This is a genomic window from Deltaproteobacteria bacterium HGW-Deltaproteobacteria-18 (assembly GCA_002841885.1).
Taxonomy (GTDB): domain Bacteria; phylum Desulfobacterota; class Desulfovibrionia; order Desulfovibrionales; family Desulfomicrobiaceae; genus Desulfomicrobium.
In genome coordinates this window covers 188,088-204,900 of record PHBE01000002.1, presented here as the reverse complement: position 1 = coordinate 204,900, position 16,813 = coordinate 188,088, and the positions used below count along the sequence as shown (strand labels likewise).

15 protein-coding genes and 1 riboswitch are annotated in these 16,813 nt (G+C 62.6%); of the genes, 4 read left to right on the top strand and 11 right to left on the bottom strand.

The window, feature by feature from the left end; genetic code table 11:
* Positions 1 to 99: 99 nt before the first annotated feature.
* Both CVU60_02325 and CVU60_02320 read left to right on the top strand, forming a co-directional pair.
* Complete coding sequence (locus tag CVU60_02325; protein ID PKN43213.1) at positions 100 to 597, top strand: hypothetical protein; 498 nt, start codon at positions 100 to 102, stop codon at positions 595 to 597.
* A complete protein-coding gene (locus tag CVU60_02320) occupies positions 597 to 1,871 on the top strand; it encodes a C4-dicarboxylate ABC transporter permease (protein PKN43212.1) in 1,275 nt (424 codons plus the stop codon). The genes CVU60_02325 and CVU60_02320 overlap by 1 nt, the downstream gene beginning before the upstream one ends.
* A gap of 81 nt (positions 1,872 to 1,952) precedes the next feature.
* On the opposite strand, the gene CVU60_02315 is transcribed toward CVU60_02320, so the two are convergent.
* A complete protein-coding gene (locus tag CVU60_02315) occupies positions 1,953 to 3,638 on the bottom strand; it encodes a GGDEF domain-containing protein (GenBank protein PKN43211.1) in 1,686 nt (561 codons plus the stop codon).
* Here CVU60_02315 and CVU60_02310 point away from each other — a divergent pair.
* On the top strand, positions 3,503 to 5,206 hold the full coding sequence (locus tag CVU60_02310; GenBank protein PKN43417.1) for a glycosyl transferase: 1,704 nt from the start codon (positions 3,503 to 3,505) through the stop codon (positions 5,204 to 5,206). The genes CVU60_02315 and CVU60_02310 overlap by 136 nt on opposite strands.
* A gap of 13 nt (positions 5,207 to 5,219) precedes the next feature.
* On the opposite strand, the gene cobJ is transcribed toward CVU60_02310, so the two are convergent.
* From cobJ to CVU60_02260, 10 genes are read right to left on the bottom strand one after another with little or no spacing between them, the layout of a single operon-like run.
* Positions 5,220 to 5,972 carry a precorrin-3B C(17)-methyltransferase gene (gene cobJ / locus CVU60_02305; protein ID PKN43210.1) on the bottom strand — a complete coding sequence of 251 codons (753 nt, stop codon included), beginning with the start codon at positions 5,970 to 5,972 and terminating at the stop codon, positions 5,220 to 5,222.
* Entirely contained in the window at positions 5,957 to 7,768 is a 1,812-nt protein-coding gene (gene cobM, locus CVU60_02300) for a precorrin-4 C(11)-methyltransferase (GenBank protein ID PKN43209.1), read from the bottom strand. Before cobM ends, cobJ begins: the two co-directional genes overlap by 16 nt.
* Positions 7,765 to 9,081 (bottom strand): bifunctional cobalt-precorrin-7 (C(5))-methyltransferase/cobalt-precorrin-6B (C(15))-methyltransferase, encoded by a 1,317-nt coding sequence (locus CVU60_02295; GenBank protein ID PKN43208.1) that lies wholly within the window; start codon positions 9,079 to 9,081, stop codon positions 7,765 to 7,767. The genes cobM and CVU60_02295 overlap by 4 nt, the downstream gene beginning before the upstream one ends.
* Positions 9,078 to 10,172: a cobalt-precorrin-6A synthase gene (locus CVU60_02290; protein ID PKN43207.1), complete on the bottom strand. Its 1,095-nt coding sequence runs from the start codon at positions 10,170 to 10,172 to the stop codon at positions 9,078 to 9,080. The genes CVU60_02295 and CVU60_02290 overlap by 4 nt, the downstream gene beginning before the upstream one ends.
* Complete coding sequence (locus tag CVU60_02285; GenBank protein PKN43206.1) at positions 10,169 to 11,521, bottom strand: cobyrinate a,c-diamide synthase; 1,353 nt, start codon at positions 11,519 to 11,521, stop codon at positions 10,169 to 10,171. Before CVU60_02285 ends, CVU60_02290 begins: the two co-directional genes overlap by 4 nt.
* A gap of 15 nt (positions 11,522 to 11,536) precedes the next feature.
* Positions 11,537 to 12,247 (bottom strand): precorrin-2 C(20)-methyltransferase, encoded by a 711-nt coding sequence (gene cobI, locus CVU60_02280; GenBank protein PKN43205.1) that lies wholly within the window; start codon positions 12,245 to 12,247, stop codon positions 11,537 to 11,539.
* Complete coding sequence (locus CVU60_02275) at positions 12,244 to 13,119, bottom strand: iron ABC transporter substrate-binding protein (GenBank protein ID PKN43204.1); 876 nt, start codon at positions 13,117 to 13,119, stop codon at positions 12,244 to 12,246. Before CVU60_02275 ends, cobI begins: the two co-directional genes overlap by 4 nt.
* Positions 13,112 to 13,897 (bottom strand): iron ABC transporter ATP-binding protein, encoded by a 786-nt coding sequence (locus CVU60_02270; GenBank protein ID PKN43203.1) that lies wholly within the window; start codon positions 13,895 to 13,897, stop codon positions 13,112 to 13,114. The genes CVU60_02275 and CVU60_02270 overlap by 8 nt, the downstream gene beginning before the upstream one ends.
* Entirely contained in the window at positions 13,894 to 14,901 is a 1,008-nt protein-coding gene (locus CVU60_02265) for an iron ABC transporter permease (protein PKN43202.1), read from the bottom strand. The genes CVU60_02270 and CVU60_02265 overlap by 4 nt, the downstream gene beginning before the upstream one ends.
* Before the next feature lie 3 nt (positions 14,902 to 14,904).
* Positions 14,905 to 15,786, bottom strand: coding sequence for a sirohydrochlorin cobaltochelatase (locus tag CVU60_02260; protein ID PKN43201.1), 882 nt, complete (start codon positions 15,784 to 15,786; stop codon positions 14,905 to 14,907).
* Between the two features lie 92 nt (positions 15,787 to 15,878).
* A riboswitch (cobalamin riboswitch) is annotated at positions 15,879 to 16,059 on the bottom strand.
* Positions 16,060 to 16,189: 130 nt separating this feature from the next.
* Here CVU60_02260 and CVU60_02255 point away from each other — a divergent pair.
* Positions 16,190 to 16,786: a TetR/AcrR family transcriptional regulator gene (locus tag CVU60_02255; protein ID PKN43416.1), complete on the top strand. Its 597-nt coding sequence runs from the start codon at positions 16,190 to 16,192 to the stop codon at positions 16,784 to 16,786.
* The last annotated feature ends 27 nt before the right edge of the window (positions 16,787 to 16,813 follow it).

Here is a 16,813-nt window from a genome sequence, read left to right as displayed (position 1 = left end):
TCCTCGTCACGTGAGCCTCGACGCGCAAGGGTCGCGGCTCCGTGCAGGTTTGAAACGCGAGACGGCAGGGCCCACGCCCTGCCGTTTTTTGAGAGCACGATGAAAAAATTTCTGCGCAACCTCGGCCACATCGAGGAGTTGGCCGTGGGCGGCCTGCTGCTGCTTCTGGCCGTGGGCACCACCATTCAGGTCCTCACCCGTTATTTTCTGGGCATGACCTTTGACTGGTTCGACGAGGGCAGCCGCTATCTGCTTGTCTTCGTGACCTTTGCCGGAGCGGGCATGGCCGTCAAATATGGAGCACATTTCTCCATGGAGGCCGTGACCCAGTATGCCCCGCCACGCATGGCCGCCGCCATGCGGACCCTGGCCAACCTGCTGAGCGCGGCGGTGATGCTGCTCATCGCCTGGTACGGGTGGGAACAGACGGCGCTGTTGGCCCGTTACGGGATGACCACGGCCTCGCTGGGCATGCCCATGTGGGTGGCCTATCTGCCCATTCCCGTTTTCGGAGTGAGCATCGCGCTTCGTTTTCTGGGCCGGGCCTTTGAGCAGACCCGTATCATGTTCGGACAGAACGCACAGGAGCGTGACTGATGGTCTGGTTCATCGTCTGCACTTTCCTGGGCCTGCTGCTGCTTTCGACACCCATCGCCATTGTCGTTCTTGCGACCACGGCCGGGGCCGTCAGCCTGTTTCTGAACGTCCCGCTGACCGCTTTGGTGCAACAGCTGTTTCGCGGACTGGACAATTTTCTGCTGCTGTCCATCCCTTTTTTCATTCTGGCCGGGAACATCATGGCCGAGGGACGCATCGCCCATTATCTGGTTCAGTCCATGGATGCCTGCGTAGGGCGTTTCCGAGGCGGTCTGGCCCTGGCCGGGATTCTGACCTGCATGTTTTTCGCGGCCATCTCGGGATCAAGCCCTGCCACGGTCATCGCCGTGGGCAGCATCATGATCCCGGCCCTGATCCGTTCGGGATACAACGAGAAATTCAGCATCGGCCTCATCACCAGCGCCGGGACGCTTGGCATTCTCATTCCTCCGTCCATTCCCATGGTCCTCTATTCCCTTGTGGGCAACACCTCGGTCAGCGACATGTTCATGGCCGGCGTTGTCCCGGGCGTGATTCGGGTGATCATCTTCGGCGCCTTTGCCGTGTACATGGCCAGACGTTTCAACTGGGGCGCGACATCGTCCCACACCCTGGGAGAAACCCTGCGCATCCTCGGACGGGCGTCCTGGGGACTGGCCATGCCCCTCATCGTGCTCGGCGGCATCTATTCGGGCGTTTTCACGCCTACGGAGGCGGCGGGAGTGTCCGTGGTCTACGCCCTGCTGGTCGAAACTTTCATTTACAGGTCTCTCTCCTGGGAAAAGCTGCGGGTCATCCTGGTCAAGAGCGCCGTGCTGTCCTCGGCCCTGCTCTTCATCATCGCCTGTGCCATGCCCTTCATCTGGCTGCTGACGCGCGAACAGCTACCGGTGCAGGCCGCCGAATTCATCGGGGCACACATCAGCAACAAGTATGTTTTTCTGTTTCTGGTCAACATTCTGCTGCTTGCAGTCGGCTGTGTCATGGACATCGTGACCTCCATCCTGGTGCTTACGCCCATCTTTCTGCCCATGCTGGCTCATTTTGACATCGACCCCGTGGCCTGGGGTATCATGATGATCGTCAACGTGGAGATCGGATTCCTGACCTTTCCCTTCGGCCTGAACCTGTTCGTGGCCATGGGCATCACCAAAAAACCCCTGACCTTCATTGCCAGGGCGGTCATGCCTTTCCTGCTGCTGCTCTTTGTCTGCCTGCTCATGGTCACCTATATCCCGATCATCTCCACCTGGCTGCCCTCCGCGTTGAAATAGCCGGGACTTCCGTAAAACGAAAAAACCGCATGGGGGTTGCCTCATGCGGTTTTTTTATTGCTTGCGTGATTGACGCCACGTCTAGCCGTTCTGGTCCAGCCTGTCTGGCTGACATTCTTCGATGGCCGAGCAGCAGACCATGTTGCGCCCGTTGGTTTTGGCCAGATACAGGGCCAGATCAGCGTTGTGGACCAGGCTCTCCGGCGGGGTCAGGGCGCCGGGCTTGAGGCCCGCGATGCCGATGGACACCGTGACCCGGAAGCGTTTTTTCTGGAAGCGGAAGACGGTCTGGCCGATTTGGGCGCGGAGCCTCTCAGCCAGAATCCAAGCCTGCTCTTCTCTGGTCTGCGGCAGGAGGACAACAAATTCCTCACCGCCGTAGCGGGCGGGGAAATCGGATTCGCGCAGGGTGTTGGTCAGGATCTTGCCCACTTCACGCAACACCATGTCCCCGGCCTGATGCCCGTAGGTGTCGTTGACGGACTTGAAATAGTCCAGGTCGATCATCATCAGGCTGAGTTCGTCCTGATGGCGCTGGTGGCGTTTCATTTCCTCGCGCAGACGGGTGTCAAAATGATGACGATTGGAGATGCGCGTCAGGCCGTCATGGTCGGCACGGGCCTTGGTCTTGCGGAATTCGAGGCTGTTGCGCATGGCCAGGGCCAGATGGTTGGCGGCCGAACCGAGGATGCGCAGGCGATCCTGCCCGAGGGCCGAAGCCTCACGCGAACAGATGACCAGGGCTCCAAAGGGTTCCGGCCCAAGGGAAAGGGGCAGGGTGATGAGCTGTTCGAGCTCCGGTTGACTCTCCTGATCGTCGTCCTTGTGCTGCAGGACTGAGACCTGGTATCCGCGCACCTCGTGTTTGCCGAGGCGGGTGGCCAGGCTCAGAAGATGGTTGATCCATTCCGCCTGGCTCGTGTTCGACAGGTTCTCCGTCAGAAAGAGTTCCGCCTCGGTCTGGCCTTCGTTTTCACTCCAAAAGATGCCAAGGACGGTCCGTACATCGAGAAGCAGCGCCAGATCTTCGGCGCAGTTGGAAAGGATGATCGACGGATCGAGGGTCTGACTGGCTTTGGTCAGCAGTTGGTTGAGGAAGGCCAGCTGCTCGTTCTTGCGGGCCAGGAGTTCCCGTTCGAGGCTGATCTCGCGCGCCATGAGGAATATGTCCTGATACATGCTGGACACTTCTTCCGCCTGCTCCAGTGCACGGGCAATTTTTGCCCCATCGAGGGGACAGGTCATGATCGTCAGAAATGTGCCTGAGGACATGTACTCCAGAGCTTCCGGATCATGCTGGTCGGCGATGAGCAGAAACTGCCAGGATTTGTGTGCGGTAAGCTGTTCCCTGTCCTGCGCAGTCAGGTCTTTCCAGGTGGAAACGGCCACGAAGACAAGCCCGCCCTGGATTCTCTCGCGCATGAAATCCTGCGCTGAACCGAGCAGGCGGTTCTCGAGGATGCGTGTCCGGGGCAGGTGTCCTTCCAGCTGGGAGGCAAGCGCGGGGCTTAATGCCAGGCCCAGGCAAGGGCGGGTCGGGGTATCCATGAAATCCTCCAGGGCAACGAAAAATTGACGATCTTCCGTAACTAAGCAAGTTTGCTGCCAAGCTTGGCAAAAGGCTGCGAGCAATGGACAGCAGCGAGTTTCGAGCCATTTCGCATCTGCATGGACCATCTTTTCATGAGCGCGGGCATCAGGCCCGGATATTGCTTTTGGTGGGCATGGCACAGCACTTAGGCCCTGTCTGGGGCACTCTTGATCCATTCGTCGAAGGCGGCCCCATCCTCGGTCGCAAGGTTGCCAATGCCGGTTTCCTGCGGGCCCTGCTTGAAACCGATCCTTTCGCGGCCTATCATTTCTTTCTGGCGGACAGGCAAAGCGGCGAGGCACTCAAAGCCTACGTGCAGTCCCTTTGCCCGCAGGTGCTCGGCAAGGTCCGCATCCTGCCGCGAACCGCTCTGCCCGAGCATCTGGCCAGGACCACGTATCATGCGTTCCACCTCTCCGACTGCCTGACCTCCCAGGGCTTTCTGGCTGCGGCCAGGAACAGTCTCGCAGGCAACATTTTCCCCATCACCGGCGTGACCCACTCCCTGTCCTATGCGCGCTTCGGCCAGTCCTTCGCCCAGCATGTCTGGGCCGGAACCACGGCGAGGGACTGCATAGTCGCTACCTCCAGCGCCGGGGCAGAGGTCGTGCGGGAGGAACTGGCGGCGCTTTCCGAGGTGCTCCGTGCTCCGGTTCCGCAGGTGGCGGTTGTGCCCCTTGGTGTGTGGTGCTCCGAATTTTACGCTCCCGGGCCGGGGGGCGTATCCGCCGTGCCGGAGTCGAAGACCGTATTTCTGGTGCCTGGACGGATCAGTCCGTACTCCAAGATGGATCTTTTGCCTCTGCTGCGCGCGTTCCAGCGTCTGCGGCAAAGCGGGGTGCAGCTTGACGATGTCTGTCTGGTCCTGGCCGGGAGCCCCGACGAAGGCGCGTCCCTGCCGCAGACCCTGACCAATCTGGCGGCCAATATAGGGCTTGAGCTCGTTGTGGTGCGCTGTCCCGATGATGCGACGAGGACGGCACTGCTGCATCGCGCCGATGTGGTCGTGTCCCTGGCAGACAACCCGCAGGAAACTTTCGGGCTGACGATCCTGGAAGCCGCGGCGGCCGCAAAGCCCGTCATCGCTTCGGACTATGATGGCTACCGCGATCTGGTCCGTCACGGTCGAACGGGATTTCTGGTTTCCACTCTGGACAGCGGCGAAGTGGATGACATCTCGCTTCTGGCGCCGCTTCTTTACGATAGCACCTACCACTTGTGGCTGGCCCAGGACGTGGCCGTGGACGTTGGGGAACTGGCCGGGCATCTGCGTGACTTGCTTGTCAAAAGCTTGCGTGAGGACTTGGGCCGGGCGGCCCGCGAGCACGCGCAGGGCTTTGACTGGTCCAGGATCATCGGGCGCTATCTGGAATTGTGGGATCGTCTGGCGGCAGAACCCGCGACCAGACCGGACGGGGAAGGCCATCCGCTGCTCATGCGCCACGGACGGATTTTTGCCGGGTATCCGTCACGCCGGCTGGCGGAAGGGGATGTGCTGGAGATCACGGAGCTTGGCCGGGCCGTGTACAGGGGGCAGGATTTTCCCGTGATCTATGCGGGCATCGAAGGCAGGATTGATCTTGAACTGATGCGCAAGGTGCTGGTCTGGGCCAGACGCCCGTTGTCATGGAAGGTTCTGCGCGAGAAGGCCGATGCCGCGAACCATCTGGCTTCCACTGTGGTGTGGATGCTCAAAGGGGATCTGCTGCGTGTCTCGGCGAAGTCCGAAAGCTCACGGCCGTAAGGCGGATGAGGAGCTATCCGTATTTTTCGAAGTAGCCGCGGGGGGTGAGGATCTTCTTTCCTGCCAGGCGGCTCGAGCTGTTGCCGATGACAACCGTGGTCAGCATGTCGGCCCACTCTGGGTCGCAGGTGCCAAGGGTCGCCACGCGCACATCCTGATCCGGGCGGTAGGCGTTGCGCACGAAGCCCACGGGAGTGCTTGCGCCGCGATGCTCGGCCGCGATGGCCAGGGCTTGGCCGAGATAGGAATCGCGCTTGCGGGATTTGGGGTTGTAGAGGGCGATGACGAAATCACCTTCGACCGCACAGCGGATTCGCTTCATGATGGTCGGAAGCGGGGTCAAAAGGTCAGACAGGGAGATGGAGGCGAAGTCGTGCATGAGCGGGGCGCCGAGCAGGGCCGCCGCTGCGCACAGGGCCGGGATGCCCGGCACGACCTCCAGTTCGACGGTATCAAGGAGCTCCTCGCGTTCCAGAAATTCAAGAACGAGTCCGGCCATGCCGTAGATGCCGCTGTCCCCGGAGGAGACCACGACCGTGTCGAGTCCTGCCAGGGCGAATTCCACGGCCTTGGCCGTGCGTTCCATTTCTTTTTTCATGGGGCTTGAAAAAAGAGTCTTTCCCTTGAGCAGATCGGGATCAACCAGGGCCATGTATCGGTCATAGCCGACAACGGCTCCGGCCTTTGCCAGACAGGACAGGGCCATGGGGGCGAGCAGCGACGAGCTGCCGGGGCCCAGGCCGATCACGGTCAACCGGCCAGGCATATGGCCACCGTCACGTTCCCGCATATCGTCTTGGGCACTATCAGCCGCGCCTTTGGGCTTGATTTCAGGGCGGCCTGGATGCCTGCTGCTTCGCATACGCTCCCAACTCCTATTTTTTCCCGCACCCGCTCCGAGGGGTTGGGGACGTCTGTTGCATTCAATGTTGACGCTTCAAAGAATTCAAGGGGCACTCCCAGTTCCTGAGCCGCGTCCAGCATCCCCGCTTCGTCCGCTTTGAGTTCTGCACTGGCCAGCGCGGCCAGACTGTCGAAAGCCAGCTCGTGCCGATCCATGACCTGCTTCAGGGCCTGCAGGATTTCGTCGCGGGACACTCCCCGACGACAGCCGATACCGGCGCAAAGGCAACGCGGATGAAGGAGAAGGCCCGCTGTCGTGTTTTTTTTCCAGCTGACCAGCACCTGCGCCTGCCCTTGGTCAATCAGTTCAAAAGAATCCTTCAAGTCCTCGTTTCCGGACAGGCCCAGACGATTTTCCGGGTCATGCACCGTGATGCGCCCGCCTTCGGCCAGGACGCTGTTCAGCGCCGCCAGGCGGGACGGGTCGGCGATGGCGCAGTCGCGGTGCTGGGCCAGGGTGTCGATGGCGGGTTTGCCGGCCGTGTCCGTGGCCGTGGTGATGACGGGGCGGCCCGCGATGTGGGCGGCGATGCGCCGGGCCAGGTCGTTGGCCCCGCCGAGATGGCCGGACAGGAGGCTGACCACGTGTTCGCCGTTCTGGTCGCAGACGACCACGGCCGGGTCTTTTGTCTTGGACTGCAGCAGGGGCGCGATGCTCCGCACCACGATGCCCGTGGCGGCCACGAAGACATGGGCGTGGTAGAGGGAGAAATTGACGCGGACCTGATCGGCGATGCGTCCAAAGCCCTGGACTTGGTCATGGGCGGGACGGTCGGTGACCAGACGGCTGGTGGCGAAAAGATCGGCCGGGGCCATGTCGGCGATGCGTCGGGCCAGACCGAGGCCCTGGCTGGTCATGGCGTAGACGGCCATGCGCGTCCAGGTCCGGGGGTGCCGGGCCTCCCGAAATCCGTGTCCGAACGAGGCGTCGTACAGTTTGGACTGGATCTGCGGCGCGGTCTCCCCGGGCAGGACCAGAAAGACGGCCTGACGGGTGATGTCGCCTGCCTGCACGCTCTGTTCGAGTTCCGCCAGGGTGGTACGGATGATTTTTTCACGGGGATGGCCAACCTTGTGACCGATGACGATGACCGTGTTTTCAGGCGATCCGGCCTCGCGCAATTGACTGGCCAGTTCCCCGGCCTTGTCCGCGGAGAGGTACACGGCCACGGACGATCCGTGCCGTGCCAGTTCGCTCAGTCGCTCGGACTGCGGTACCGGGGTGCGGCCGTGTAGCCTGGTGATGATGAGGCTCTGGGTGGTCTCGGGCACGGTGAACGACACCCCGGCCCGGGCTGCGGCGGCAAAGGCGGCGGTCACGCCGGGAATGATGGTCCAGGCCACGCCGTCACGGTCCAGCAGCGCAATCTGCTCGCGCACCGAGCCGAACAGGGATGGATCGCCGGTGTGTACCCGCGCCACGACTCCGCCTCTGCGCGCCGTTTCAAGCATCAGGGCGTGGGTCTGTTCGAGGCTCATGCCTGCCGAATCCGCGACCACGGCTCCTGCCCGGGCGCAACCCACGACCTCGGCAGGCACCAGGGACCCGGCATAGAGCACCAGATCCGCCCGTCCGACAAGGTCCCGGCCGCGCACCGTGATCAGGTCAGGATCTCCGGGACCAGCGCCGATAAAATAAACCTGGGGAGAAATATTCATGTGTCGCTTGAAGGTTTTCGGGTTTCCAGAAGAAATACGGGATTGGATGGAACCAGCCGCAGGTCGCCGGCCAAAGGAGACCCGCCGTGGTGCATGAGCTGGTGTACCTTCAGAGGCCAGCCCAGTTCATGGAAGACGGCGCGGGCGGTCTCCAGGGTGGAGAGCAGCACGGCGGCCACCACCATGCGCCCGCCGGAAGAAAGCAGGGCGGCGCACTGGGCAAGAACCTGCGCTGACGCCCCGCCGCCGAGGAAGATGTGGGTGGGCAAGGAAGAATGGGGTGTATGGGACGTATGCCCAAGGCAAGCAGGGTGTTCATTCTGCGCTTTGTTTGCCTCTTTATAGGTCCCATGGGTCCCACAGGACCTATAGGACCTATAAGATCCATTCTCCAAAAAATCTTCCAGCGAAGCGTGCACCACTTCCACCAGCCATGCCCCTGTGCGTTCCACATTTTCCCTGATGTGCCGCACTCGCTCCTCTTGGCGCTCCACCGCCACCACGTGCCCTTTGCCCAGAAGTCTTGCGGCTTCCAGACTGACGGCTCCGCTACCTGCACCAAGATCCCACATGACGGCGTCTTCAGGCAGGCGCAGCAGGGACAGGGCCAGGGCGCGCACGTGCTGTTTGGTCATCAGGCCGCCTGTGTGGGCCAGGGCCTCTTCGTCAAACCCCAGCTTCAGGGGCAGGGCCGCAGGGGTGGTGCGTTCCAGAACAACCATGTTCAGGGCGTGCCAGGTGCATTGCGCAGCCTCGGTCAGGGCGAGGGTGGACAGTCTTTCTTCCGGTCCGCCGAGGGCCTCGGCAACGTTCATGCGCCAGCCCGTGACGCCGCGTTCGAGCAGAAGTCCGGCGATGGCGTCTGGACTGTGCCTGTGGTCCGTGTAGAGCGCCACCAGATTGTCGTGCGTCAGGGCCGCAAAGAGTGGAGTCCGGTCGCTGCGGCCGTGCAGGGACAACGCCCGGCAGTCGTGCCAGGGCAGGCCGAAGCGGGCGCAGGCGGTTTGCAGGGCCGAGACATTGGGATGAAATGTCAGCTCGCCGGGGGCGAAGTAGCGAAGCAGGCTCGCGCCCAGCCCGTAGAGCAGGGGGTCGCCGTCGGCCAGCACGCAGACGCTTGCGCCTTCGGCCCGTGCGCGGATGTCGGCCGCGAACGCGTCCATGCCGGTCAGGGGCAGGCGGCGCTCCTCGGGGATCTCAAGTTCGTCCAGCAGGCGACGCCCGGAAGCCACAAGGTCCGCTTTGAGGATAAGCTCCATGATCCGGGGGCTGCGGTGCTCCCTGGCCAGGCCCATGCCGATGACGTGGATCATGCGGCCTCCGCGCTTTGGTGCAGGATCTGTCCGGTAAAATCGAAGAGCATGTAGCCTACGCGCAGGTCGCGGCCGCAAAAGGCGCGGGCTGCTTCGGCGGCCTTGTCCGTGAGCAGGGTGAAGAGGGTCGTGCTTTGGGGCAGCGGAGCCAGCAGCTCCAGGGCCTGCATGGCAGTGTTGGCTCCGGCAACCTCCTGGCAGATCTGTCGTTTGAAACCGCAATCCGCGCACCAGCCGGCCAGGATGCCAAGGTCGAGCTCCGCGCTGCGGGCGTGGGTGTAGCGGTGTCCCTGGGCCTGTTTGACCAGCTTGCCGAAAAAGACGCCCCAGAGCACGGAATCGAAACCGCGCCGGCTGACTTCGCGCATGCTGAAGGAAAAAAAGTCGGCCACCTGCACGCAGGCCGTTTCCGAAGTCTGCGGACGGGCCTGACGCAGGAAGCGTTCGCTGCGTCCGCCCGTGGTCAGACAGGGGGTGGCCACCCCGCAGGCCTGCATGACATCGAGGCATTGGCGGATGGTGGCCTGATAGGCTGCGTTGCTGAAGGGCTTGACCGTGCCCCGGGTGCCGAGGATGGAGATGCCCCCGACAATGCCCAGACGGGGATTGAAGGTCTTGCGGGCCAATTCTTCCCCCCGGTCAACGCTGATTTCGACTTCAAGGCCAATCTTTTCGTTCATGCCAAAGGTATCGGCCTCGGCCATGGCCTCGGTCACGGCCAGGGTGATCTGCTCGCGGGGCACGGGATTGATGGCGGGCATGCCGACGGCAACGGGCAGGCCGGGCCGGGTCACGACGCCCACGCCGGACCCGCCGCGCAGGGTCACGCCTGTCCCTGCGCCGCGCTGCACCCGGGCGCGGATCACGGCACGGTGGGTCACGTCCGGGTCGTCGCCTGCGTCCTTGACCACAGCGGCCATGGCGGCGTCCCCGTCGATACGGCTCTCAAGGATGGCGATGCTCATGCGCTCGCCAACGGGCAGCGGCACCTCGACACGTTCCTGTGCGCGTCCCGTGAGCAGGTGCGTGGTCGCGGCCCTGGCGGCCGCGGAAGCCGCCGTGCCCGTGGTGAAACCATGGCGCAGGGTCATTTTCCGCAGGTTCCGGCGAAATGGGTGGCCATGAGTGGATTTGAACCAAAATGCAGATGCACGTACGATCCCAGGCAGTTGCCCTTTTGGAAACCGCCACCGGCGTTCATCTTTCCACAGCGGTCATGGACCTCATAGACTTGGGCCGCGGCCGGGTCGCTGCCGCTCATGTGCGAATAGTGGAATTCATGGCCCCTGGCCCGTTCTCCGGGATCGCCCAGCACAGTGGGGGCGGTGAGCCTTACTTCGCGGTATCCCAGAGCCTGGTGACGGCTTTCCATGGCGCAGGAAAAATCAAAGACGCCGGCCATGGCATGCTCCTGCCCGGCGCGGGTGCGCAGGGAGCGCATCAGGTACATGAAGCCGCCGCATTCTGCATAGACCGGTTTGCCGCTGGCACAGAAGTCGCGGATTTTGCCGAGCATGGCCGTGTTGGCGGCAAGTTCCGCCGCGTGCAGCTCCGGATAGCCTCCGCCCAGATACAGTCCTTTGAGGGCTGGGGGCAGGTTCGTGTCGTGCAGGGGCGAGAAGGGCACCAGTTCGGCTCCTGCCTGCCGCAGCATGCGCAGATTTTCCTCGTAGTAGAAGCAAAAGGCGCGGTCGCGAGCGTATCCGATGCGTATTTCCGGCATCCTGACCCCGCCGTCGCTAAGGGAAGGCAGCGTGTATTCGGGCAGGGCATCAAGCAACTTGTCAAGGTCGATGGATTTCTCGACCCAGTCGGCCAGGGTGTTCAGGCGCTCCTCGCGGCGGTCCAGGTCTTCGGCGGTGACCAGCCCGAGATGTCGCGACGGCAGGGGCAGGTCGGGCTGGCGCTGCAGGCTTCCCAGAACCCGGCCCCCCTGACCTTCCATGGCCTGGGCCAGAATCTGGCCGTGGGTGGGGCTGCCGGTCATGTTGAAGAGTACGAAGTCAAGGCGCAGATCCGGGTCGAACTGGGCATAGCCCTTGACCAGCGCCGCCGCCGAGCGGGCCATGCCGCGCGCGTTGACCACCAGCATCACGGGCACGCCCAAAATCTTGGCCAGCTGTGCGGCCGAACCTTCCTCGCTGACGGCACCAATGCCGTCGAAGAGGCCCATGGCTCCCTCGATGATGGAGATGTCGCAACCTTCGTGGTTGCGGCGAAAGATGCGATGAATCTCGTCGGCCGAGAGCATCCAGCCGTCCAGGTTGTGGCTGGGCAGACCAGAGGCCAGACGGTGCAGGCCCGGATCGATGAAATCAGGGCCGGACTTGAAGCCCTGCACCACAAGGCCCTTGCGGGCGAAAGCTTTCATCAGACCGAGGGTGACGGAAGTTTTCCCGCACCCGCTGGAGGTGCCGGCAATGACGATGGCTTTGGGCATAAGCGTATCCTTGGTTCAAAGTGATTCGTTTTTGGTCAGCAGCATGAGCGAGAGATAGGTCGGGTTGTCCGGCGCCTCGTCCAGGCTGCGCGTGATGAACTGGTCCTTCATGCCCATTCTTGAGGCAAAAACGCAATGGGCTTTAGTCGGTAAAGTGCGCAGTTCATCGCGGATGGCCGAAAAATTGGTGTAGGCCTTGAGGATGACGGCGTTGTCCGCACTCTCAAGGCTTCTGCGCAGATCGGCGGCGTCGCGGATGCCGGGCAGGATGAGCAGGTTCTGGGCGCTTTCGGCCAGCACGGTCTCGGTGGCCGCCGCCACGGCCTGGAAGGAGGTTATGCCGGGAATCACCGTCACCGCCTGCTCCGGAGCCAGGCTGCGCAGGGTGCGCAGCAGGTAGGCGAAGGTCGAGTAGAGCAGGGGGTCGCCCAGGGTCAAAAAGGCCGCGTCGTGGCCCTTGGCAAGTTCATTCAGCACCAGACGTGCGTTTTCTTCCCATGCGGATTGCAGGGTGCCTGTGTCGCGGCTCATGGGGAAACCCAGACGGATGACGCGCGCATCCGCTTTCAGGTGTGGGCGTGCGATGTCCAGCGCCAGGGAGTCGTCGTTCTTGGTCGAGGACGCCGCAAGGATGACGTCCACCCGGCCAAGGATTCCAGCCGCCTTGATGGTCAAGAGTTCCGGGTCTCCTGGTCCAACGCCGATGCCGTAGAGATGGCCGCTCATGGTCGGACCTCCTTTTTCCAGTTTGAAATGATGGTCGAGAGTTGGCGCACCGCTTCAAGGCTGCGTGGTCCGGGCCGTGAAAAGACCTTCTGGTCCACGAAATGGACCCGCCCGGATTTCACGCAGTCCAGGGTGCGAAAGAGGCTGCGCTCGGACATGGGCACGGGGCGTGGGTTCATGGGCCCCGCCTGCACGAGATAGATGTCCGGGGCGAGACGCAGAAGCTCCTCTTCGCCCAGGCGCACGAGCTTGTCCGGAGCGGCGACGCAGTTTTCTCCGCCGGCCTTGAAGATTATCTCCGACGCCATGGAGCCTTGTCCTGCCGCCAGGAGCGTTGGGTAGCGGGCCTCGAAGAAGATTTTGGGCCGTGGGGGCAGGTTGTCGGTTTCTATGCGCGCGAGTTCCGAGCGCATGAATCTGACGCGTTCGGCAGCCTGCTCCGTGCTTGCTGTCAAAGTGCCAAGGCGCTCCATGACGGAAAAAAGCTGCTCGAAATTCTCAAGATCGAAGACCGCGACCTGAAGTCCCCTTTTTTCCAGAAAGCGTACCGGTTCCATGGCTTCGCCCCGGCCTCCGAGCTGCAGGACGAGATCCGGCTGAAGGCCCAGGATCAGCTCCGCGTTGGGCCGCAAATGGGTTCCGATGGACGGCTTGCCGACGATGGACGGGGGCAGGTTGTCGCTTGCGGTGCGGGCGATGAGCAGGTCTTCGCGGCCCATGTCGGCCAGGATCTCATTGAACGCCCCATAGAGGGCGATGATCCGGGTCGCGGGCGCATCGAGGCGTATCAGGCGGCCCTGATCGTCGGTGACGGAGAACTCGTCCAGGGAACCAGCTCCCGCTGCCGCCTGAAAAAGGAAAAGATTAAGCACGAGGCACCAGATAAGCTTGGGGAGTCCCGGTGAGGGGGTGCTCCGCCACGGCAAGGGGTGTTTCATATATTTCACTCAAGGTTTGGGCCGTGAAAATTTCGCGGGTGGGTCCATCGGCTACGACGGAACCGTTTTTCAGAAAGACGAGGCGCTGGCAATAGAGAGCGGCCAGGTTCAGGTCATGGGCCACGGTAAGGATTGTCAGCCCTGCGGCATTTCTGGCACGCAGCAGCTCGTAGAGATCCATGGTCCGGGCCACGTCGAGGTTGGACGCAGCCTCGTCCAGCAGCAGGAGCCTGGTGTCCTGGGCCAGGGCCTTGGCCGTGATGACCCGCTGCAGTTCTCCTCCGGAGAGGGCTTCGGTGCTGCGCTGGGCGAGATCAAGACAGCTTGTCTCTTCCATGGCCGCCTGCGCGCGCAGATGGTCTTGCCGGGAGTAGCCGCCCAGAAAGGAAACATGCGGATAGCGGCCCATGAGTACCAGCGACAGGGCGCGCACCCCGGAAAGTCCCGGGTTTTTCTGGGCCACGGTGGCGCAATGCCGGGCCCGGGCCTTGGCAGGCTGGGCCTTTATGTCGTGGCCTGCGATGCGGATGCTGCCGGAGAAATACGGCAGGACTCCGGACAGGGCGCGGATGAGGGTCGTCTTGCCGCTGCCGTTGGGGCCGAGGACGCCCGTGAACTCGCCTTCGCCGACAGCCAGGGAGATGCCTCGAAGCACGGGTTGACCCTTGTAGCCCGCGCTCAGGTTCCGGATTTCGATCATTGTTGTGCTCACGACCTGCGTCCCCTGGCCATGATCAGGCAGAAGAAGGGGCCGCCGAACAGGGCAGTGACCACGCCCACGGGCAATTCCGCTCCGTGGGAGAGAATGGTGCGGGCCAGCACGTCGGACCACAGCAGCAGGATCCCGCCGCCCAGGGCCGAAAAGAGGAGCAGAGGCCTTGAGTCCGGTCCGATGAGCATGCGCACCAGGTGGGGCACCACAAGGCCGACGAAGCCGATGATGCCGGAGACGCTGACAGCCGCCGCGGTCAGCATCCCGGCTCCGATGAGCAGGCCGATGCGCGCCCGTCCCACGGACACGCCGACTTGCGCAGCCTGCTCGGATCCAAGGCCCAGGATGTCGAGTTCCCGGGCCAGGAAAAGGACCACGGCAGAGCCCGTGATCATGTATGGCAGCATGAGTTCCACGTGCTCGAAGCCCCGTCCCTGAAAGCTGCCCATGATCCAGAACACGATGGCCGCCACCGATTCCTCGTTCAATGATTTGATGAGGGCGATGGCCGCGCCGAGGAAGGTGGAGACGACGATGCCGCCCAGGACCAGGCTCTCGCGGGAAAAATCTCCGGCCAGCCTGCTCATGGCCAGGACCAGGGTCATGGCCGCGAACGCTCCGCCAAGCGCGGCCAGAGGAAGGGTCGAAAGTCCGGCCACGGTCCAGCCCATGCCCAGAGCCAGAGCCGCGCCGCAGGCCGCGCCGCTGGATATGCCCAGGGTGAAGGGGTCGGCCAGGGGGTTGCGCAGCAGTCCTTGAAAAACGCCGCCGGACACGGCCAGGGCCGCCCCGGTCAGAAAAGAAAGCAGGATGCGCCCCAGCCGAATGTCTCGCACAATGACCAGTTCCTGACTTTCGACTTGCCCATGGAGCATGGACGCGAGAGCTTGGTGGATGGCCTCGGCGGGCAGGGGATAGGACCCGAAAAACAGGGCCGCATAGATGGAAAGGGGCACGGCAGCCGCCATGGCCAGCCATGCCCGCGTATGTCGTCTGTCGCTCATGGGCTAGGGCAGGCGCTCCAGGGCCGCCTGCAGGTGATTCAGCCAGATATCGACGAAAGCCGGAATCTGGGCCGTTCCGAGCAGCACCGTAGCGCAGGTCAGACCGTCGGCTTCGAGTACGGATTTCCAGGAACCCTCCTCGTCACCGGCCATGTCGTTGACGGCATGGTCGCCGGCTACGGCCATGAATGGCTGCAGGTAGACTTTCGAAACCTTGTGATCCCTGAGAGTTCCGCGCACATCGTCCAGGGACGGCGTACCTTCGACGGTACCGATGAGCACCAGCGGATCGAGGCGGTTCAGGGAAAACTGCAGTCCGGGGTAATAGATGTTGGCGGGGTGGTGTGTGCCGTGGCCCAGAAAGATCACGGCCTCTCCGGCTTTGCGCTCTGCCGGGAGGCTGGCCATGATGGCTGCTGCGCAGGCTTCGACGTCGGCGGGTTCGGCCAGCAGCGGCTGGCCGAGGACCACGCTGTCCATGCCCTTGGGCAGGCCGGAAAAGGCCTGCACCGTGCGCTGCAGGCCATGGAACTCCTCGCCCGGGATGGTGTGCAGGGACTGTACGGCCACATGCGTGAAACCGTCGTCCATCATCCGCGCCAGGGCCATGGCCGGAGAGTCGAAATTCTGGCCTTGGGCACTCAGCTTTTCGCGCACGATGCGCGAGGAATAGGCCCAGCGGATTTCAATGCCGGGAAATCGCACGCGGGCTTTTTCCCCGATGTGGTCCAGGGCGTTGCGCGCTTCGGGCACGGTGGTGCCGAAGGCCGCCAGCAGGATACCCTTTTTGGCCGGTCGTTCCTTGTGCCCAGCCAGGGCCGGGCCGCACAGGGCGAGCAGAAAAAAGAACAGAAAGAGTCCGCAAACATGCGAGGTTTTGAACATGAGACCTCCAGGTTTGGCGGGGGCAGTGAGATGAGAGAAGGACTGACGTCCAAGGGCGCGGCCCGCAAAAATCCCCCGTTGCAGGCAGCACAAACTGTGGTTGGACCTCGGACAGGTCTTCCGGCTCGTTTCACCATGTTCGTCCTTCCCGGGAGTGATCCCAGTGGACAGCGTGGAGCATGGCTTTTTTTGAAACTTACGGCGGCGGGTCCGCTCCCGATTTGCACGGGATTCCCTTTTACACCCTAAGGTATCCGAAGTGGTAAAAATGCTAGTCGTGGCCCTGGGGGCTGTCAAGAAATCCTGCGCAGCCGGGGAAGCTTGACAGATTGGCGGCAGGGGAATACTTGGTCACAAAATGACTTTCGGTCACTTTGTGACCATGGTCCAAAAAGGATGGCGCGTGGCTAGAAAACAGCAGGAAAAATCACTCCAGACCCAGCGCGAGCTGCTCGATTCGGCGGACAAATTGTTCGCCGCCAAGGGGTTTGTGGCCACCACCGTGGCCGAAATCACCTCAGAGGCCGGCTATGCCAAAGGCAATTTCTATCGGCACTGGCAAAGCAAGGACGAGATCATGCTGGCCATCATCGCCATCAAGATGCAGTCCTACCGCGCCATGCGCGACGCCGCATTGCAGGACGCGCACAGCCTGGAAGAGGTCATGGATCGCATCCTCGACTTTATGGAGACCATGATCGATGATCGCAACTGGAGCTCGGTCTTTCTGGAATTCACCATCCACGCCTCACGCAACGAGGACCTTCGCGCACAGCTCAACCAGTCCCTTTACCGCCTCTCCAACGAAATTTTCGACGACATCGTTGCGCCGTATGTGCGTAGCGGTTATCCGGCGCGCAAGATCGGCGCCCTGAACACGGCCCTGTTCGAAGGTTTTTTGATCCATTCCCTGCTTGGGACGGGAACCATCGACCGCAAGGATTTTCGCCGGGCAGCCATGAAACTAGCTCTGGCCAACGCCCTGGATACCCAGGAATAATCAGGCTCGCGCATGGGGCGCGGTCTC